The following is a 20,371-nucleotide window of genomic DNA, read 5'->3' on the forward strand; positions in this document are numbered from 1 at the left end:
CCGGCCTAAACGATCCATTTAACTACTCAAAAATCCATCAGCCGGCCTGATCAACGTATCATTTAATCACGTTTCCGCTCAAACCCCAAATAGCGGGTTCCTTGGAACGTCAGGATTCCGATATCGCCTTCCGCCAACATGCCGGTTTCAGCACCGCTCACTTGATACTCCATCCGGTCACCGCTCTCCACTTGAAAGGTAGCGTAATAGGATGTGTGGGCCGATGAATCGCCGCTTCCTCCCCACGTCTCCGTCCTTTTCGCGACTACTTGAGCTGGAACGGACAACTTAGGGGAGTTGTTATTGGAAGCCCATGTGCCGATACCTTTTACGCTCCTAAAGATAATCGTGCCAATCACCAAAATAAAGACAGCCCCAATGAAATACGGCACAACCGAAAACAGGGTACCGTCAAATGAATTAAAGCCCACCATATCACCTCTGTAAACGTTATACGTATCATACGATACATCACCTGAATAGTTTCGGTATTCGTTAATTCATCCGAAAGAGAAAGGACTTTGCGCATGCTGTCTCGAATATACTAAACAATGTCCAAAAAAGGGGAAATGAACATGACAGTTGAGCATTTCTTACAAGAACAAAACGACGCAATCAAGGCATTACATATCGCCAGCACGTCCAGCTCGTGGATGGCGGCAACGACAGGCGAGGACGAGTAGAATCAAAAAACAGCGGAGGCTTCGACTGCTTTTAATCTCTACTTTGCTGACCCAGAACGATTTGAACATGTGAAATCGTATTTGAAAGAGGATGGTTTGACAGATATCCAGCGCCGTCAATTGGAAGGGCTGTATAACGGAATGGCGGAAAATCAGATCGCGGAGAGTGATTTGAAGGAGATGGTCGAGCGCTCTACAGAATTGGTCGGCCTCTTCAATACATTCCGTGCGAAGATCGGCGATAAAGAGGTTTCAGAGAATGATGTCCGCCAAATCTTGCTGAAAAGCAATGACCTCACTGAGCGGGAAGAGGCGTGGCATGCGAGCAAACAAATTGCAAAAGAAGTGGAAGGAAAGCTCCTGACGCTCGTTAAAAAGCGGAACGAAGTCGCCCGTTCACTTGGATATGACAACTATCACCAAATGAGCTTCAAACTGCAGGAACTCGACCGCGATGAAGTCTTTTCGATTTTCGATGAACTGAAAGACTTGTCGGATGAACCGTTCCGGGAAATGAAGCTGGAACTGGATTCGGAGCTTGCGAACCGGTTCGGCATCACACTAGAGGAGCTGCGGCCTTGGCATTATGCCGATCCTTTCTTCCAAGAAGCACCGCCGATGAAGGAGCTCGACTTGGATCCGTATTATGAGGGGAAGGACCTGGAGCAGCTGACCATCGCTACGTTCGAAAGCATGGGTATGGAAATCAAAGATATGCTGGCGAAGAGCGATATGTATCCGCGCGACAAGAAAAACCAGCATGCCTTCTGTACGGACATCGATCGGGATGGAGATGTGCGCGTCCTGTGCAACAACGTCCCGTCTGACTACTGGTCTAGCACAACGTTGCATGAATTTGGCCACGCGGTATATTTCAAATATGTGGACGAGAACCTGCCATTCCTTTTGAGAACGTGTTCCCATACGCTCACGACAGAAGCGATCGCCATGCTATATGGCCGTTTCGCGAAGAATCCAGAGTGGCTGAAGCGCTTCTTGGAAGTTGACGAATCAGAAGTGAATCGGTTAGCCCCGATCATCGAAGAATCCTTGCGCCGTCAAATGCTCATTGCCGGCCGCTGGATCATGACGTTTTCCTATTTTGAGAAGGAACTTTATGAAAATCCAGACCAAGATTTAAATAAATTGTGGTGGAAGCTGGTGAACGACATCCAGTTCGTGAACTCGCCGGAAAATGTGGATTATCCACACTGGGCAGCGAAAATCCATTTCACCCTCGTTCCGGTCTATTACCAGAACTACCTGCTTGGGGAGCTGACGACATCTCAGTTGGAAGCGCATATCTACAAAGATGTTTCAGCTGACATGTTCACGAAAGGAGTCGGAACTTATCTGATCGAAGATTATTTCAAGCCGGGCGCCCTTTACGCGTGGAATGAAAAGATTGAAAAAGCGACAGGTGAAACATTAAACCCACAATATTTCATCGACCAATTCGTTGCAGTTAAGCAAGCGAACGCCTGATTTCATGACATATAAAAAAAGACAAATGCTGGGTTCATAGGAGCTCGGCATTTTGTTTGGTTAATGGTACTTGTCACTCTATCCGGCTTACCAATCTTTCTTTTCACCGATACTCTTCCATCATCACTCCCATAGCAATCCCCCGCCAAATATGAGACAATAGAACAAATGTACCTACGTTGCAGGCGTACAAATTTCACCCAAACTATTTTGGGTGCTTTGTGCGATTAATTAGCACTCGGCGACAAAATAATCGTTACATAAAAAGTGGGTGGTTTAAATAACCCTTAATTGGATGGTCCTCGAAAATGCTTTTTATCGAGTTAACCGTATAGAATGAAGAAGTTTATTTCCAAAAAGGAGGAAGGCATGAAGGTATTCATTATTGTATCAATGATTCTCGTCGTCATTATGTTAGCTATTGGACTAATTGTGACCATATCCGTTGCTACTTCTATGAAAAAAAATTACACGAGTGAAAATAGTTTTCCTAGTTTGCTGTGGGCTTATGTTTTAGCAATCCCATTTATTGTTATAGTGACTCTTATAGCTATATTTTTATTTAAATAACCAGTGAAAAAGCACTTGTTTTTTCGTCCCTCGGGAACTGACTAAGATCACTGAAAAAGTTCTAATTTTAATAATGAATGAGTGAATTTCATAACTCTGAGCCCTTTTCTATCAAGGGTTTCAATACCATTCCCTATATCTCCCTTCTTAGCAAATCAGATAGAAATTATCTCACATCTATGAGATAATAAAGAACAAATGTTTCACTGTTCAGGAAAAGAGGTGTGCTCATGAGACCTGTCATCTTAGCTGAAAAACCATCCCAAGCAAAAGCGTATGCAGACGCTTTTTCCGTGCGAAAACATGAGGGATTCATCGAGATCAACCCATGTCCCATCTTCCCTGCAGGCGCTTATATCACATGGGGCGTCGGCCATCTCGTCGAACTGAAGGAGCCGCATGCGTACAATCCCGCGTGGAAGCGATGGTCGCTCGGCAGTCTTCCGATTTTACCGGACCGGTATGAGTTCCAAGTGGCGAAGGGAAAATTCAAGCAGTTCCAGGTCGTGAAGAAGCTCATTCGTGGGACGGACACGGTCATCAATGCGTGCGACGTGGACCGGGAAGGCTCGAATATCTTCTACAGCATCTATTACCAGACAGGTGCGCGCAATCAGACGATCAAGCGGCTGTGGATCAATTCGCTCGAAGTGGATGAAGTGCGAAAGGGCTTTGCGAATCTTCGCGACAACCGGAAGGACCTGCTTATGTACGAGGAGGCGAAAGCTCGGCAGATCAGCGACTGGCTCGTTGGGATGAACGGGTCACGCCTGTATACTCTTTTATTGAAGGCGAAAGGTGTGCAGGAAGTGTTCCCGATTGGGCGTGTGCAATCGCCGACGGTCTATTTGATCTACCAGCGGGCCCGGGAAATCGAGACGTTCGTGTCGGAGCCGTTTTTCGAGGTGGAAGCGGAGTTCACGGCAGAACACGGGACGTATAAAGGGAAGGCAAAAGTGAAGGAGCCGAAGCGCGAGATCGTCCAAGAGCTGCTGAAAAAGCATGGCATCCGGCCTGATTCGCCCGGCGTGGTCGCGAGCGTCACGCATACGGACAAGCGCATGCCGCCGCCCCAGCTTCATTCCCTGTCAACGCTTCAAGCAACTGCGAACCGGCGCTGGAAAGCGAGTCCCGCCACGGTGCTGAAGACGATGCAGGATCTATATGAGAAGAAACTTGTCACCTATCCGCGGACGGACGCACGGCATATTACGCCGAACGAATTCGCCTATTTGAAGGATCAGGTCGGGGCGTATCAGCAGCTCGTCAAGGCTCCCTTTCCCGTCATGTCACTGGCTCCGAAAAAACGTTTTGTCGACAGTTCGAAAGTTCAAGAACACTATGCCATCATCCCGACAAAGAAGATTCCGACCGAGGCGGCACTCGCGAAGTTGTCGTCGCTAGAACGTAATTTATATGAGGAAGTCGTCCGAACGGCGCTCGCCATGTTCCATCGTGACTACCAGTACACCGAGACGAAAGTGACGACAGATGTGAACGGGTTGCCGTTCTTCACGACCGGCAAGACGGAGCGTGATCTTGGCTGGAAGGAACTTTTCCAGGCCGCGAAGGACGATAAGGATGAACCGTCTTTGCCTCCGCTCCGCGAGAAGGAATCTGTCCACAGCAAAATTGGTATTAAGGAAGGCAAGACGATGCCGCCAAAGCCATATACCGAAGGTCAGCTCATCGCCATGATGAAGACATGCGGAAAACTGATCGATGACAAGGAAGAGACGGATATTCTGAAGGAGATTGAGGGGCTTGGGACGGAAGCGACGCGAAGTGGCATCATCGAGACGATTAAGAAGCATGGCTATATTTCCGTCTCGAAAAACATCGTGTCCATAACAGAAAAAGGGCGCGTCTTATGCGAAGCCATTGAAGGGAATCTGCTTGCGAGCCCATCGATGACGGCGAAATGGGAAGCGTATTTGCGCAAAATCGGCAACGGGGAAGGGACAAGTGATCATTTCCTCGGCACGATTTCAAGGTTCATCATAAAACTACTGGAGGACGTGCCACGGCAGATCGAAGCGCGCCCGATCGACCCGGGCCGCATCCCGCCTCGCGCCGGCAAGTCAGGTAAATCCTATGCCGCCACAGAAGTCGCGCCTTGTCCTGCCTGCAAGACAGGGACGATCCTCGCACGCAAAAGCTTCTACGGCTGCAGCAATTACAAGAACGGCTGCAAGCAGACATTCCCTGGGCTTTATCTCAAAAAGAAACTGACACCCGCTCAGGTGAAACTGCTCTGCACGAAAGGCAAAACGAATGTCATCAAAGGCTTCACGTCACAAAGCGGCAGGCAGTTTAACGCGAGCCTTTCGCTTGAGGACGGGAAGTTGAATCTGGTGTTCCAGAACGAGCCGGCGGGCACGAAATAGTCATTGGCGGAACATCCATAACAGGACAATCATAATGAGCAGTATCACGACGTAAAACGATATTTTCCGTATCAATTGCGATCCCTCCTGTCCTGTTTTTTCGCCAAAGGGCCCCGATTCTCCTGCCAACGCAAAAATCCACCTCTGCCTGAACCGCAGGGGTGGATTTCTTTTTACTTCCGCACGCCGTCTTTCTGCACCATCCATGTCAGAATGATGAAAAGCGCAAACGCGATCAGCAAGATGCTGCCGCCGACGATATAGAAGACGAGTGCAAATGTTTCGTTCAGGCCGAATGGCTGCATGAACTGGAACCACATGCCCGCCGTCAGGCCGATGGACCCGATGATTGCCGTCCAGCCATGTACGGTCACGAGCTTCTTCGCACGCACTTTGAATACTTTGTAGAACACGCCCCATGCAAACACCGACAGCCATCCGACGACTAGAATATGCGCATGGATCGGTTTAAACGCATACGACCCCGCCCCTGCCATATGTGAACCTAAGAACGCCCCGATCATCCCGAATATCGCCGCAATGCGGATCAGCCGCAAACTCCATTTTTCCTGCATCTATGTGATTCCTCCCGTTGTCATGTTGATACTTCTATTGTAAGAAGCCAACATGAACGGAACGTGAACGGCAGATTACAGTTTGGGCAGTGTGATTGTGAATACGGTTCCTTCTCCTTCCGTGCTGTCGACGTCAATTGTCCCCTTATGGAGAGCGACGACTTGCTGGACAATGGAAAGCCCCAGGCCTGTCCCTTCAACTTCACGGGTCCTGGAGTCATCGACGCGGTAGAAACGATCATACAGCTTATCCAGATGGCCTGCTGGGATACCGATGCCTGTATCGCGGACCGTCATCGTGACGGAATCTTCACTGTCCTTCATTCCCACATCAATCTCGCCGCCTGCCGGAGTGTACTTGATCGCATTCGATAGAAGGTTTTCCCATACTTTCTCGAGGAACGCAGGGTCCGCGTCAAGCTCCACTTCCGCAAGTTCCATGGAAAGCGACAGCTCCTTCTCCTCCAGCGCCCACCGGTATTTCCGCACCGCTTCCTTCACTTGCTCATCCAGTCGGAATCGCTTGTAACGAAGGGGCGTTTCCAGCTGGTCGAGCGACGTCAACAAAAGCAGCTGCTTCGTCAATGTCGAGAGCCGGTCCGTCTCCGATTTGATCACCCCGACGTAATTTGCACGCTCCGCGTCGCTCGTCTGCTCGTCCAGCAGCAACGTCGCATATCCTTTGATGTTCAGAAGCGGCGACTGGAAATCGTGGGACACATCACTGATGAACTGCTTGCGCATGCGGTCGCTTTCCTGCAGCCGCCCCGTCATTACCCGGAAACTCGCTGCAAGCTGCCCGATTTCATCCCGCCGGTTGATGTCGATCGGGACATCGAACCGTTCCTCCGCCACCTTTTTCGTCGCGGCCGTGAGCTTCGTGATCGGCTCGATCAGTTTCTTTGCCACAATCAGCATGGACAGCAGGCTGAAGATCGCCATGACGATGACCATGCCGCCGAGCAGGTAATGCACCTCCGTGAACAGCAGTTTGATGTCCGGCCGCAGGAATAGCGCATACCGCCTTCCTTCATGCATGAAAGGGACGCCGACTGTGTTCGCCAGCTGATCGGAGAAGAAGCCCGTCATGAACGTCTCTGTCTTGAGGTCGCGCATTCCGTGGTAGACGCCGCCCGAAAGCACAGCATCGAGGGCCGATTCCGGCAGATTCGCCTTCCTAAATGGCGCACCGTATTGCACCGCTTCCCGGTTTTCATCCACGACATACAGCTTATAGCCCGCGTCTGCCTGCGTATCCAGGTAATGCGCCAGGTCAATCGTCTCGTCACTTTCAATATATTCCGCCATGGACGAAGCGATTGCGACATTCTTCGCATCGTTCTTTCCCTTCAATTGCTGATGATAATATGTATTGACCGCAAGGAACGCGATCAGCGCGCTTGTCAGCATGATGCCGACTGTAAAGGACAGGAACTTCCCATACAGCGACTTCATGACAGATCCGTCTCCAGCTTGTACCCGACGCCTCGCACTGTCGTAATGCGCGCAGGGTCGCCGAGCTTCGCTAGCTTATCCCGCAGCCGTTTGACGTGGACATTGAGCGTCTGCTCGTCCCCTTCATAATCGAACCCCCACACCCGCTCGATCAGAAGGTCCCGCTCCCACACATGGTTCGGTCTTGAAGCAAGGACGGACAGCAGCTCGAATTCCTTCAATGGAAGCAGCAGCACCTTCTTGCCGACCGATACTTCATATGTCTGCCGGTTGATCAGAAGAGGGCCTGCTTCTATCAGAAAACCGACATCCTTCTCATATCTTCGCAAAATGGCGTTGACCCGGAACAACAGCTCCTTCGGCTCAAACGGTTTCACGACATAATCATCGGAACCCGCAAGGAAGCCCTTCTCTTTATCCTCCAGCTCCCCCTTCGCCGTCAGCAATAGAACCGGCACATTCCGTTCCCGAAGCTTCTTTGTGAGTGCAAAGCCGTCCATCCCCGGCATCATGACATCCACTACTGCTAGATCCGGCAGCTTCTCTTCCGCCAGCGCCAACGCTTCCGCACCATTCTTCGCCTTGCGTACCGAATACCTTGCCTGCGTCAGATGGATGGCGACCAGTTCCAAGATATTCGGATCATCATCGACCGCTAATATGTCCATTCCTATCGCCCCTTCTTTTTCAATTTGACTCGCCATTCTGCATTCAGCAGCCCCGATACGAGGATGATCACCGCCGTCAGATAGAACCAGAGGACGAGCAGAATGACTCCTGATATTTGCCCATACAGACGGTTGTATTCCACCTGCTGCACATAACTGTCGAACACGAGCGAAAACAACTGCCAGCCGATTGCGGAGAATACCGCGCCCGGCAGCACTTCAATTACTCTCATTCTACCGGTTGGCACGACTTTATAAAAGAGCAGGAAGAAGTTGAACAGGAACAAGGTGCCAATCCCCCACTTTAGCAGCGGCCACACGTACAGCCAGCCCGCCCATTGCTCGATCGCGTCGTAGTAGGAGACCACTTCATGCAGCGCCCGTTCGATCATAGGCAGGAACAGCGATAGGGAGATGACTGCCATGAACAGAAGCGTCACACCAAGGTCCCGGATGATGGCCCGCCAGATGCCGTATGGGCGGATATATCCGTTAGCAAGGTCGAGTGACCGGGCAAGGGACTGTACGGCGACGGATGACAGCCAGAACGCGATGGCGAGGCTCGTGTAGAGCACATTCCCCTGCACTTTATACAGCAATGCCCTGACGTTCTGCTCGATGATGACAAATGCTTCTTCCGGCGCAAACGGGCGGATGAACGCGAGGAGCCATTCTTCATTCACCGGCAGATAGCTCAGCAGCGAAAACAGGAAGATCAGGAACGGAAACATCGACAGCAGCAAGTAATACGCCGTCTGAGCAGCCTGATCGAAGAAACGTTCTTTATAGAAACGGATGGCGACAGTCCGGATGATGGCAATCCTCTCCTTCTGCTAGAAAAAACCCCTGAAACAAGTTACGCTACTGTTTCAGGGAACATTCACCGCTTTATGTAAGCTTATACAGTTCACCTAGCCGCATGACCCGCAGCCGATTAGGATCGATGCCCTGGCGTTCCCATTCCGCCTGCGTCCGCTCAAGCGCCTCAAGCGGCGTATCATCCGCGAGCATATACGCACCAAAATGAATGGGGATCATCTCTTTCGCCCGGGTATCGAGAAATGCCTGTACCGCCTCTTCCGGATTCACATGCTGCCCCTTCATGAACCATTCCGGCTCATAGGCACCGATCGGCATCAGGCAGATATCAATCTCGAACGCATCCCCGATCTCCTGGAAGCCCCGGAAGTACCCGCTGTCTCCTGCAAAGTAGACCGTCGGCGCCGTTTCACTTTCCATCATCCAGCCGCCCCAGTGCGACCGGTCTGTGTCAAGCAGCGAACGCTTCGTCCAGTGCTGGGCGGGGACAAACGTGAACGTCAGCGGGCCGATCTCCAGGCTCTCCCACCACTGAAATTCTGACACCCGCTTGAAGCCTTTCCGATTGAAAGCACGCTTCAGGCCTGCTGGTACGAGATACTGCGGATTCCCAGGCAGCCGCTTGATCGAACCGTAATGGAGATGATCGTAATGGCTATGGGATAGCAGGACGACATCAATGTCCGGCAATTCTTCTATCTTCAGGCCCGGCTGCGTCAGACGGCGGTACATGCCAAGCCACTTTGCCCATACGGGATCCGTAATGATATTCAGTCCTGCCAGCTGGATCAGCAATGTCGAATGACCGATATAGGTGATGGTCGGCAGTTCGCGGTTGGCCCGTAGCCAGTCCGTCGCCGGGTTCTCGATACGCGGCAGCTGGTACGACAGATCCTTCTGCTTGCTGCGTCGCTCTTTCAGCCACCCCAGCAGGCCTTTAAGATCACCTGTCACGACGACATCATCCATATTCGTATACCTCATTCAATCAACCCCTTTCCTTTATTGTAGAAGAGAAAATTGGCGGTTGCCAGAAAGTGAGCCACTTCTTCTTTTCCCCGAATGGCTGAAGAGTATTCATTCGGCTCATCTGTAAAACCCCTTGCGACCCGTACATCCTGTTATGCCCCATTCATTTGTTCCGTCGCCAAATAAAATCTATATTCTACATGCATCAGAAAAAACGAGACAACCGTTTAGATTATCCCGTCTTTATACAATCAAGTCATGCTCTTAGTCATCATCTCAGCATAATCGAGCCGCCATCCACCATTATTGTCTGTCCTGTTATATATCCCGATTCCTCAGATGCTAAAAACACGGCAACCCTGCCGATATCCTGTTCCACATCACCAAAACGGCCTAGCGGAATCTTGCTCAAGACATCTTCGTAATACTCAGGTTGCGCCTTAGCCCATGCTTGGACACCCGGTGAATTGGCAAGCGGGCTAATGATGTTTACATTGATACCGTAGCATCCCCATTCACGCGCGGCTACCCGGGAAATCGCCCGGATTGCCTCCTTCGCCGCAGCATACGCCGCTTGTGTCTCGTGACCTTCCAGCCCTGCACCTGACGCGAAGTTAATGACCTTTCCCTGTGACTTCTTCAAATGCGGAAAAGCAGCCTGCATCAGATAGAACGTCGGATAAAACCCTGTGCCGAATGATAAATCGAGATCCGCTTGAGTCGTCTCCTCAAACGGCGCCTGCTTGGATGCATGTGCATTATTCACAAGCACATCGAGCCGGCCGCATTTCGAGACCACCTCATCCACAATCGACGGCAGTCTTTCTCGGTCCATCAAATTAGCCTGCAAGAAGAAAGACTTTGGAGAGATCGCCTGAAGCTCTGACTCCATTGCTTTCCCCGTTTCCTCGTTCAAATCGACGATTGCTACAATCGCCCCTTCCTTCGCCATTGCTTTCGCCATCCCGCTGCCAATACCGCCTGCTCCGCCGGTGATGATCACTACTTTATCCTGTAATCTGCCCATTTACTATCCCTCCATGTAAGCTGCATTCTCTATAGAATTCCTCTGTTGCTGGAATTCTAAACGAAGGATAAACTTTCGCCAGCAAGTGTGGACGGATGAAGTAAAGCGGCTCGGCACGAACGCTGGTTTTTCCCAGGGACCATCTATGTAGCGTGCCGCGAGATCGATTAGGCGGCGGAACGATCCATTTAACGTACCGAGCGATCGATTAGGCGGCGGAACAATCCGTTTAGCTAGAGAAGCGACTGATTACGTGGCAGAGCGATCCGTTTAGCTGGAGAAGCGACTGATTACGCGGCGGAACGATCCGTTTAGCGTGCAGAGCGACCGATTAACGGCGGAATGATCTGTTTAGCGTGCCGCGCGACCGATTAGACGACGGAATTCCCCTATATTGGAGCTGCCAAGCCGTTTGTTCCATAGTTCTCTTTAGATAATTAAAGGAAGACACAAAAAAACCATCCCCTCGCTTGGGGATGGCATTTGCCTGGCAACGTCCTACTCTCACAGGGGGAAGCCCCCTACTACCATCGGCGCTGAAGAGCTTAACTTCCGTGTTCGGGATGGGAACGGGTGTGACCTCTTCGCCGTCATTACCAGACAGGTGAATGAATTGCTCATTCAAAACCGGATAGAAGTGACATTGTGTAATGTAATCAACGTACTATTGTAATTAAGGTCAAGTCCTCGATCGATTAGTATCCGTCAGCTGCACGTGTCGCCACGCTTCCACCCCGGACCTATCCACCTCATCATCTTTGAGGGATCTTACTTACAGAAGTAAAGGGAAATCTCATCTCGAGGGGGGCTTCATGCTTAGATGCTTTCAGCATTTATCCCGTCCACACATAGCTACCCAGCGATGCCCTTGGCAGAACAACTGGTACACCAGCGGTGTGTCCATCCCGGTCCTCTCGTACTAAGGACAGCTCCTCTCAAATTTCCTGCGCCCGCGACGGATAGGGACCGAACTGTCTCACGACGTTCTGAACCCAGCTCGCGTACCGCTTTAATGGGCGAACAGCCCAACCCTTGGGACCGACTACAGCCCCAGGATGCGATGAGCCGACATCGAGGTGCCAAACCTCCCCGTCGATGTGGACTCTTGGGGGAGATAAGCCTGTTATCCCCGGGGTAGCTTTTATCCGTTGAGCGATGGCCCTTCCATGCGGAACCACCGGATCACTAAGCCCGTCTTTCGACCCTGCTCGACTTGTAGGTCTCGCAGTCAAGCTCCCTTATGCCTTTGCACTCTGCGAATGATGTCCAACCATTCTGAGGGAACCTTTGGGCGCCTCCGTTACTCTTTAGGAGGCGACCGCCCCAGTCAAACTGCCCGCCTGACACTGTCTCCTGCCCGGATCACGGGCAAGGGTTAGAAGTCCAATACAGCCAGGGTAGTATCCCACGGGTGCCTCCACCGAAGCTGGCGCTCCGGCATCTTAGGCTCCTACCTATCCTGTACAGGCTGCACCGGAATTCAATATCAGGCTGCAGTAAAGCTCCACGGGGTCTTTCCGTCCTGTCGCGGGTAATGCGCATCTTCACGCATATTATAATTTCACCGAGTCTCTCGTTGAGACAGTGCCCAGATCGTTACGCCTTTCGTGCGGGTCGGAACTTACCCGACAAGGAATTTCGCTACCTTAGGACCGTTATAGTTACGGCCGCCGTTTACTGGGGCTTCAATTCGGAGCTTCGCTTGCGCTGACCCCTCCTCTTAACCTTCCAGCACCGGGCAGGCGTCAGCCCCTATACGTCACCTTACGGTTTTGCAGAGACCTGTGTTTTTGCTAAACAGTCGCCTGGGCCTATTCACTGCGGCTCTCTCGGGCTATTCACCCTACCAGAGCACCCCTTCTCCCGAAGTTACGGGGTCATTTTGCCGAGTTCCTTAACGAGAGTTCTCTCGATCACCTTAGGATTCTCTCCTCGCCTACCTGTGTCGGTTTGCGGTACGGGCACCTCCCGCCTCGCTAGAGGCTTTTCTTGGCAGTGTGAAATCAGGGACTCCGGGGACAATTCCCCTTGCCATCACAGCCCAGCGCATCTGGAATGGGATTTGCCTCATTCCACGCCTCACTGCTTGGACGCGCATGACCAACAGCGCGCTCACCCTATCCTACTGCGTCCCCCCATTGCTGATAACGGCGGGGAGGTGGTACAGGAATATCAACCTGTTGTCCATCGTCTACGCCTATCGGCCTCGACTTAGGTCCCGACTAACCCTGAGCGGACGAGCCTTCCTCAGGAAACCTTAGGCATTCGGTGGAAGGGATTCTCACCCTTCTTTCGCTACTCATACCGGCATTCTCACTTCCAAGCGCTCCACCAGTCCTTTCGGTCTGGCTTCGACGCCCTTGGAACGCTCTCCTACCACTGACACCATCGGTGTCAATCCGCAGTTTCGGTGATCCGTTTAGCCCCGGTACATTTTCGGCGCAGCGCCACTCGACCAGTGAGCTATTACGCACTCTTTAAATGGTGGCTGCTTCTAAGCCAACATCCTGGTTGTCTGGGCAGCGCCACATCCTTTTCCACTCAACGGATACTTGGGGACCTTAACTGGCGGTCTGGGCTGTTTCCCTCTCGACCACGGATCTTATCACCCGCAGTCTGACTCCCAAACAGAAGTCATCCGGCATTCGGAGTTTGTCTGAATTCGGTAACCCGGGATGGGCCCCTCGTCCAAACAGTGCTCTACCTCCGGGACTCTTACGTTTGAGGCTAGCCCTAAAGCTATTTCGGAGAGAACCAGCTATCTCCAGGTTCGATTGGAATTTCACCGCTACCCACACCTCATCCCCGCACTTTTCAACGTACGTGGGTTCGGGCCTCCAGTAAGTGTTACCTTACCTTCACCCTGGACATGGGTAGATCACCTGGTTTCGGGTCTACGACCCCATACTCATACGCCCTATTCAGACTCGCTTTCGCTGCGGCTCCGCCTTCTCAGCTTAACCTCGCATGGAATCGTAACTCGCCGGTTCATTCTACAAAAGGCACGCCATCACCCATTAACGGGCTCTGACAACTTGTAGGCACACGGTTTCAGGTTCTCTTTCACTCCCCTTCCGGGGTGCTTTTCACCTTTCCCTCACGGTACTGGTTCACTATCGGTCACTAGGGAGTATTTAGCCTTGGGAGATGGTCCTCCCGGATTCCGACGGAATTTCACGTGTTCCGCCGTACTCAGGATCCACTCTGGAGGGGCTGGACTTTCGGCTACGGGGCTTTTACCCGCTCTGGCGGACCTTTCCAGGTCGCTTCGCCTAACCCAGCCCTTTGTAACTCCGTATAGAGTGTCCTACAACCCCAGGAAGCAAGCTTCCTGGTTTGGGCTCTTCCCGTTTCGCTCGCCGCTACTAAGGGAATCGATGTTTCTTTCTCTTCCTCCGGGTACTTAGATGTTTCAGTTCTCCGGGTGTGCCTCGCTCACGCTATGTATTCACGTGCAGCGTACTGCCCCATTACGGGCAGTGGGTTCCCCCATTCGGAAATCTTCGGCTCAAAGCTTACTTACAGCTCCCCGAAGCATATCGGTGTTAGTTCCGTCCTTCATCGGCTCCTAGTGCCAAGGCATCCGCCGTGCGCCCTTTCTAACTTAACCTTTTCGGCATCCTGCAAGAGGTGCCATGGTTTGAGTGGTGTATTTAGCGATAAACACAACCAGCTCGTTACAAAGTATTGCATGTTCAATCACTACGTGATCGACTCGGTTGATTACTTGTTACTTTCAATGTCGTTCTATCCAGTTTTCAATGAACAAGTGTAAAGGTCTATAAAGAAAAAAATAAACCTTCAAAACTGAACGCAAAACGTCAACTTACAGATCGAAGATCTGTATTCCGTAATTATCCTTAGAAAGGAGGTGATCCAGCCGCACCTTCCGATACGGCTACCTTGTTACGACTTCACCCCAATCATCTGTCCCACCTTCGGCGGCTGGCTCCCGTAAGGGTTACCCCACCGACTTCGGGTGTTACAAACTCTCGTGGTGTGACGGGCGGTGTGTACAAGACCCGGGAACGTATTCACCGTGGCATGCTGATCCACGATTACTAGCGATTCCGGCTTCATGCAGGCGAGTTGCAGCCTGCAATCCGAACTGGGAACGGTTTTATGGGATTGGCTTCCCCTCGCGGGTTCGCAGCCCTTTGTACCGTCCATTGTAGCACGTGTGTAGCCCAGGTCATAAGGGGCATGATGATTTGACGTCATCCCCACCTTCCTCCGGTTTGTCACCGGCAGTCACCTTAGAGTGCCCAACTGAATGCTGGCAACTAAGATCAAGGGTTGCGCTCGTTGCGGGACTTAACCCAACATCTCACGACACGAGCTGACGACAACCATGCACCACCTGTCACCGCTGTCCCCGAAGGGAAAGGCATGTCTCCATGCCGGTCAGCGGGATGTCAAGACCTGGTAAGGTTCTTCGCGTTGCTTCGAATTAAACCACATGCTCCACCGCTTGTGCGGGTCCCCGTCAATTCCTTTGAGTTTCAGCCTTGCGGCCGTACTCCCCAGGCGGAGTGCTTAATGCGTTAGCTGCAGCACTAAGGGGCGGAAACCCCCTAACACTTAGCACTCATCGTTTACGGCGTGGACTACCAGGGTATCTAATCCTGTTTGCTCCCCACGCTTTCGCGCCTCAGCGTCAGTTACAGACCAGAAAGCCGCCTTCGCCACTGGTGTTCCTCCACATCTCTACGCATTTCACCGCTACACGTGGAATTCCGCTTTCCTCTTCTGCACTCAAGTCCCCCAGTTTCCAATGACCGTTCGCGGTTGAGCCGCGAGATTTCACATCAGACTTAAAGGACCGCCTGCGCGCGCTTTACGCCCAATAATTCCGGACAACGCTTGCCACCTACGTATTACCGCGGCTGCTGGCACGTAGTTAGCCGTGGCTTTCTGACGAGGTACCGTCAAGGTACGGGCAGTGACTCCCGTACGTGTTCTTCCCTCGCAACAGAACTTTACGACCCGAGAGCCTTCTTCGTTCACGCGGCGTTGCTCCATCAGACTTTCGTCCATTGTGGAAGATTCCCTACTGCTGCCTCCCGTAGGAGTCTGGGCCGTGTCTCAGTCCCAGTGTGGCCGATCACCCTCTCAGGTCGGCTACGCATCGTCGCCTTGGTAGGCCGTTACCCCACCAACTAGCTAATGCGCCGCGGGCCCATCCTGCAGTGACAGCCGAAACCGTCTTTCAGAGTTCCTCCATGCGGAGGAACTGATTATTCGGTATTAGCCCCGGTTTCCCGGAGTTATCCCCATCTGCAGGGCAGGTTGCCCACGTGTTACTCACCCGTCCGCCGCTAAATCAAGGGAGCAAGCTCCCTGTCATTCGCTCGACTTGCATGTATTAGGCACGCCGCCAGCGTTCGTCCTGAGCCAGGATCAAACTCTCCATAAATCTGGCGGACCGATACGCAGCGCATTGCGTTGTCAGCTGCACTCGCTCAGTCGGTCGCGTACCGAAGTACGCTCCCTCCTTTGCTCGATTGCTTCCTAGCACTGCACTACGTCTCGGCCGCCAGATGCCTCTCTTGTATAAGAAAGGTTGAAGAAATTCGAGTAGCTCGATTTCTTTGCTGGCATCTTTATGATGTCCATTGTTTGTTGTTCCTCCGCCGACGGGGTCGGCTTCAGAACTTTATGTTGACGTTTTGCTGTTCAGTTTTCAAGGTTCATATGGTGGAGCCTAGCGGGATCGAACCGCTGACCTCCTGCGTGCAAGGCAGGCGCTCTCCCAGCTGAGCTAAGGCCCCATATTAAAAGTGGTCGGGAAGACAGGATTCGAACCTGCGACCCCTTGGTCCCAAACCAAGTGCTCTACCAAGCTGAGCTACTTCCCGTTAAAATGGCGCGCCCGGCAGAAGTCGAATCCACAACCTTCTGATCCGTAGTCAGACGCTCTATCCAATTGAGCTACGGGCGCATTATATTGTTTATATGAGTGGTGCCGAGAACCGGAATCGAACCGGTACGGTAGTCACCTACCGCAGGATTTTAAGTCCTGTGCGTCTGCCAGTTCCGCCACCCCGGCATATAAACGAAGCGGAAGACGGGATTCGAACCCGCGACCCCGACCTTGGCAAGGTCGTATTCTACCACTGAACTACTTCCGCATAATAAAGTGCGGGTGAAGGGAGTCGAACCCCCACGCCTTGCGGCACTAGATCCTAAGTCTAGCGTGTCTGCCAGTTCCACCACACCCGCATTATTAAAATGGTGAGCCATGCAGGATTCGAACCTGCGACCCTCTGATTAAAAGTCAGATGCTCTACCAACTGAGCTAATGGCTCTTAGTGGTGCCGGCGAAAGGACTTGAACCCTCAACCTACTGATTACAAGTCAGTTGCTCTACCAGTTGAGCTACACCGGCACATAAGATATAAATGGTGGAGGATGACGGGTTCGAACCGCCGACCCCCTGCTTGTAAGGCAGGTGCTCTCCCAGCTGAGCTAATCCTCCGGATTAATAAGATTTCCAAGCCCGGCAACGTCCTACTCTCACAGGGGGAAGCCCCCTACTACCATCGGCGCTGAAGAACTTAACTTCCGTGTTCGGGATGGGAACGGGTGTGACCTCTTCGCCATCGCCACCGGACTTGGTCCTTTTTTCAAAGGCATTACTTATTATATCATCTCGTCAGAGATTTTCAAGCACTTTTTTTATCAAAAAGAACTTATTTTGAATGAATTGCTCATTCAAAACCGGATAGAAGTGACATTGTGTAATGTAATCAACGTACTATTGTAATTAAGGTCAAGTCCTCGATCGATTAGTATCCGTCAGCTGCACGTGTCGCCACGCTTCCACCCCGGACCTATCCACCTCATCATCTTTGAGGGATCTTACTTACAGAAGTAAAGGGAAATCTCATCTCGAGGGGGGCTTCATGCTTAGATGCTTTCAGCATTTATCCCGTCCACACATAGCTACCCAGCGATGCCCTTGGCAGAACAACTGGTACACCAGCGGTGTGTCCATCCCGGTCCTCTCGTACTAAGGACAGCTCCTCTCAAATTTCCTGCGCCCGCGACGGATAGGGACCGAACTGTCTCACGACGTTCTGAACCCAGCTCGCGTACCGCTTTAATGGGCGAACAGCCCAACCCTTGGGACCGACTACAGCCCCAGGATGCGATGAGCCGACATCGAGGTGCCAAACCTCCCCGTCGATGTGGACTCTTGGGGGAGATAAGCCTGTTATCCCCGGGGTAGCTTTTATCCGTTGAGCGATGGCCCTTCCATGCGGAACCACCGGATCACTAAGCCCGTCTTTCGACCCTGCTCGACTTGTAGGTCTCGCAGTCAAGCTCCCTTATGCCTTTGCACTCTGCGAATGATGTCCAACCATTCTGAGGGAACCTTTGGGCGCCTCCGTTACTCTTTAGGAGGCGACCGCCCCAGTCAAACTGCCCGCCTGACACTGTCTCCTGCCCGGATCACGGGCAAGGGTTAGAAGTCCAATACAGCCAGGGTAGTATCCCACGGGTGCCTCCACCGAAGCTGGCGCTCCGGCATCTTAGGCTCCTACCTATCCTGTACAGGCTGCACCGGAATTCAATATCAGGCTGCAGTAAAGCTCCACGGGGTCTTTCCGTCCTGTCGCGGGTAATGCGCATCTTCACGCATATTATAATTTCACCGAGTCTCTCGTTGAGACAGTGCCCAGATCGTTACGCCTTTCGTGCGGGTCGGAACTTACCCGACAAGGAATTTCGCTACCTTAGGACCGTTATAGTTACGGCCGCCGTTTACTGGGGCTTCAATTCGGAGCTTCGCTTGCGCTGACCCCTCCTCTTAACCTTCCAGCACCGGGCAGGCGTCAGCCCCTATACGTCACCTTACGGTTTTGCAGAGACCTGTGTTTTTGCTAAACAGTCGCCTGGGCCTATTCACTGCGGCTCTCTCGGGCTATTCACCCTACCAGAGCACCCCTTCTCCCGAAGTTACGGGGTCATTTTGCCGAGTTCCTTAACGAGAGTTCTCTCGATCACCTTAGGATTCTCTCCTCGCCTACCTGTGTCGGTTTGCGGTACGGGCACCTCCCGCCTCGCTAGAGGCTTTTCTTGGCAGTGTGAAATCAGGGACTCCGGGGACAATTCCCCTTGCCATCACAGCCCAGCGCATCTGGAATGGGATTTGCCTCATTCCACGCCTCACTGCTTGGACGCGCATGACCAACAGCGCGCTCACCCTATCCTACTGCGTCCCCCCATTGCTGATAACGGCGGGGAGGTGGTACAGGAATATCAACCTGTTGTCCATCGTCTACGCCTATCGGCCTCGACTTAGGTCCCGACTAACCCTGAGCGGACGAGCCTTCCTCAGGAAACCTTAGGCATTCGGTGGAAGGGATTCTCACCCTTCTTTCGCTACTCATACCGGCATTCTCACTTCCAAGCGCTCCACCAGTCCTTCCGGTCTGGCTTCGACGCCCTTGGAACGCTCTCCTACCACTGACACCATCGGTGTCAATCCGCAGTTTCGGTGATCCGTTTAGCCCCGGTACATTTTCGGCGCAGCGCCACTCGACCAGTGAGCTATTACGCACTCTTTAAATGGTGGCTGCTTCTAAGCCAACATCCTGGTTGTCTGGGCAGCGCCACATCCTTTTCCACTCAACGGATACTTGGGGACCTTAACTGGCGGTCTGGGCTGTTTCCCTCTCGACCACGGATCTTATCACCCGCAGTCTGACTCCCAAACAGAAGTCATCCGGCATTCGGAGTTTGTCTGAATTCGGTAACCCGGGATGGGCCCCTCGTCCAAACAGTGCTCTACCTCCGGGACTCTTACGTTTGAGGCTAGCCCTAAAGCTATTTCGGAGAGAACCAGCTATCTCCAGGTTCGATTGGAATTTCACCGCTACCCACACCTCATCCCCGCACTTTTCAACGTACGTGGGTTCGGGCCTCCAGTAAGTGTTACCTTACCTTCACCCTGGACATGGGTAGATCACCTGGTTTCGGGTCTACGACCCCATACTCATACGCCCTATTCAGACTCGCTTTCGCTGCGGCTCCGCCTTCTCAGCTTAACCTCGCATGGAATCGTAACTCGCCGGTTCATTCTACAAAAGGCACGCCATCACCCATTAACGGGCTCTGACAACTTGTAGGCACACGGTTTCAGGTTCTCTTTCACTCCCCTTCCGGGGTGCTTTTCACCTTTCCCTCACGGTACTGGTTCACTATCGGTCACTAGGGAGTATTTAGCCTTGGGAGATGGTCCTCCCGGATTCCGACGGAATTTCACGTGTTCCGCCGTACTCAGGATCCACTCTGGAGAGGCTGGACTTTCGGCTACGGGGCTTTTACCCGCTCTGGCGGACCTTTCCAGGTCGCTTCGCCTAACCCAGCCCTTTGTAACTCCGTATAGAGTGTCCTACAACCCCAGGAAGCAAGCTTCCTGGTTTGGGCTCTTCCCGTTTCGCTCGCCGCTACTAAGGGAATCGATGTTTCTTTCTCTTCCTCCGGGTACTTAGATGTTTCAGTTCTCCGGGTGTGCCTCGCTCACGCTATGTATTCACGTGCAGCGTACTGCCCCATTACGGGCAGTGGGTTCCCCCATTCGGAAATCTTCGGCTCAAAGCTTACTTACAGCTCCCCGAAGCATATCGGTGTTAGTTCCGTCCTTCATCGGCTCCTAGTGCCAAGGCATCCGCCGTGCGCCCTTTCTAACTTAACCTTTTCGGCATCCTGCAAGAGGTGCCATGGT

General features: G+C 52.4%; 10 protein-coding genes, 9 tRNA genes and 5 rRNA genes. 3 read left to right on the forward strand and 21 right to left on the reverse strand.

What is annotated here, in order from left to right; translation table 11 throughout:
* Positions 1 to 62: 62 nt before the first annotated feature.
* The gene (locus ACZ5FK_RS09175) at positions 63 to 434 is read right to left on the reverse strand and encodes a DUF2500 domain-containing protein (protein ID WP_464804629.1); all 372 of its coding nucleotides are present in this window, start codon (positions 432 to 434) and stop codon (positions 63 to 65) included.
* A gap of 318 nt (positions 435 to 752) precedes the next feature.
* Between ACZ5FK_RS09175 and ACZ5FK_RS09180 the strand changes: the two genes are divergently transcribed.
* Positions 753 to 2,168, forward strand: coding sequence for a M2 family metallopeptidase (locus ACZ5FK_RS09180; protein ID WP_464804630.1), 1,416 nt, complete (start codon positions 753 to 755; stop codon positions 2,166 to 2,168).
* An 800-nt stretch (positions 2,169 to 2,968) separates the two neighbouring features.
* Positions 2,969 to 5,125: a type IA DNA topoisomerase gene (locus ACZ5FK_RS09185; RefSeq protein ID WP_464804631.1), complete on the forward strand. Its 2,157-nt coding sequence runs from the start codon at positions 2,969 to 2,971 to the stop codon at positions 5,123 to 5,125.
* Between the two features lie 173 nt (positions 5,126 to 5,298).
* On the opposite strand, the gene ACZ5FK_RS09190 is transcribed toward ACZ5FK_RS09185, so the two are convergent.
* The 8 genes from ACZ5FK_RS09190 to ACZ5FK_RS09225 all read right to left on the reverse strand — a co-directional run bounded on the left by ACZ5FK_RS09190 (position 5,299) and on the right by ACZ5FK_RS09225 (position 14,248).
* On the reverse strand, positions 5,299 to 5,700 hold the full coding sequence (locus tag ACZ5FK_RS09190) for a hypothetical protein (RefSeq protein ID WP_464804632.1): 402 nt from the start codon (positions 5,698 to 5,700) through the stop codon (positions 5,299 to 5,301).
* Positions 5,701 to 5,775: 75 nt separating this feature from the next.
* Complete coding sequence (locus ACZ5FK_RS09195) at positions 5,776 to 7,155, reverse strand: sensor histidine kinase (protein ID WP_464804633.1); 1,380 nt, start codon at positions 7,153 to 7,155, stop codon at positions 5,776 to 5,778.
* Positions 7,152 to 7,823, reverse strand: coding sequence for a response regulator transcription factor (locus tag ACZ5FK_RS09200; RefSeq protein WP_464804634.1), 672 nt, complete (start codon positions 7,821 to 7,823; stop codon positions 7,152 to 7,154). Before ACZ5FK_RS09200 ends, ACZ5FK_RS09195 begins: the two co-directional genes overlap by 4 nt.
* Positions 7,824 to 7,825: 2 nt before the next feature.
* Positions 7,826 to 8,566 carry a YihY/virulence factor BrkB family protein gene (locus ACZ5FK_RS09205; protein ID WP_464804635.1) on the reverse strand — a complete coding sequence of 247 codons (741 nt, stop codon included), beginning with the start codon at positions 8,564 to 8,566 and terminating at the stop codon, positions 7,826 to 7,828.
* Positions 8,567 to 8,711: 145 nt separating this feature from the next.
* Positions 8,712 to 9,626 (reverse strand): MBL fold metallo-hydrolase, encoded by a 915-nt coding sequence (locus tag ACZ5FK_RS09210; RefSeq protein ID WP_464804636.1) that lies wholly within the window; start codon positions 9,624 to 9,626, stop codon positions 8,712 to 8,714.
* A gap of 256 nt (positions 9,627 to 9,882) precedes the next feature.
* On the reverse strand, positions 9,883 to 10,638 hold the full coding sequence (locus ACZ5FK_RS09215) for an SDR family NAD(P)-dependent oxidoreductase (protein ID WP_464804637.1): 756 nt from the start codon (positions 10,636 to 10,638) through the stop codon (positions 9,883 to 9,885).
* Positions 10,639 to 11,123: 485 nt separating this feature from the next.
* Positions 11,124 to 11,239, reverse strand: a 5S ribosomal RNA gene (rrf, locus tag ACZ5FK_RS09220).
* 74 nt (positions 11,240 to 11,313) lie between these two features.
* Positions 11,314 to 14,248: ribosomal RNA gene (locus ACZ5FK_RS09225) — 23S ribosomal RNA — on the reverse strand.
* 30 nt (positions 14,249 to 14,278) lie between these two features.
* On the opposite strand from ACZ5FK_RS09225, the gene ACZ5FK_RS09230 reads away from it, so the two are divergent.
* The gene (locus ACZ5FK_RS09230) at positions 14,279 to 14,413 is read left to right on the forward strand and encodes a hypothetical protein (RefSeq protein ID WP_464804638.1); all 135 of its coding nucleotides are present in this window, start codon (positions 14,279 to 14,281) and stop codon (positions 14,411 to 14,413) included.
* An 89-nt stretch (positions 14,414 to 14,502) separates the two neighbouring features.
* Here the strand turns inward: ACZ5FK_RS09230 and ACZ5FK_RS09235 are convergent.
* The 12 genes from ACZ5FK_RS09235 to ACZ5FK_RS09290 all read right to left on the reverse strand — a co-directional run bounded on the left by ACZ5FK_RS09235 (position 14,503) and on the right by ACZ5FK_RS09290 (position 20,341).
* Positions 14,503 to 16,054, reverse strand: a 16S ribosomal RNA gene (locus ACZ5FK_RS09235).
* A 279-nt stretch (positions 16,055 to 16,333) separates the two neighbouring features.
* Positions 16,334 to 16,409 (reverse strand) — tRNA-Ala (locus tag ACZ5FK_RS09240).
* Between the two features lie 10 nt (positions 16,410 to 16,419).
* A tRNA-Pro gene (locus tag ACZ5FK_RS09245) sits at positions 16,420 to 16,496 on the reverse strand.
* A 6-nt stretch (positions 16,497 to 16,502) separates the two neighbouring features.
* Positions 16,503 to 16,579: transfer RNA gene (locus ACZ5FK_RS09250), tRNA-Arg, on the reverse strand.
* A gap of 19 nt (positions 16,580 to 16,598) precedes the next feature.
* Positions 16,599 to 16,687 (reverse strand) — tRNA-Leu (locus ACZ5FK_RS09255).
* Positions 16,688 to 16,697: 10 nt separating this feature from the next.
* Positions 16,698 to 16,769, reverse strand: a tRNA-Gly gene (locus ACZ5FK_RS09260).
* A gap of 9 nt (positions 16,770 to 16,778) precedes the next feature.
* Positions 16,779 to 16,860: transfer RNA gene (locus ACZ5FK_RS09265), tRNA-Leu, on the reverse strand.
* 10 nt (positions 16,861 to 16,870) lie between these two features.
* Positions 16,871 to 16,946: transfer RNA gene (locus ACZ5FK_RS09270), tRNA-Lys, on the reverse strand.
* A gap of 4 nt (positions 16,947 to 16,950) precedes the next feature.
* Positions 16,951 to 17,026: transfer RNA gene (locus ACZ5FK_RS09275), tRNA-Thr, on the reverse strand.
* Between the two features lie 14 nt (positions 17,027 to 17,040).
* A tRNA-Val gene (locus ACZ5FK_RS09280) sits at positions 17,041 to 17,116 on the reverse strand.
* A gap of 19 nt (positions 17,117 to 17,135) precedes the next feature.
* Positions 17,136 to 17,251: ribosomal RNA gene (gene rrf, locus ACZ5FK_RS09285) — 5S ribosomal RNA — on the reverse strand.
* A 155-nt stretch (positions 17,252 to 17,406) separates the two neighbouring features.
* Positions 17,407 to 20,341: ribosomal RNA gene (locus ACZ5FK_RS09290) — 23S ribosomal RNA — on the reverse strand.
* The 16S, 23S and 5S rRNA genes sit together here with 9 tRNA genes alongside, the layout of an rRNA operon.
* Between the last annotated feature and the right edge of the window lie 30 nt (positions 20,342 to 20,371).

The organism is Sporosarcina sp. GTC18466 (genome assembly GCF_055389225.1).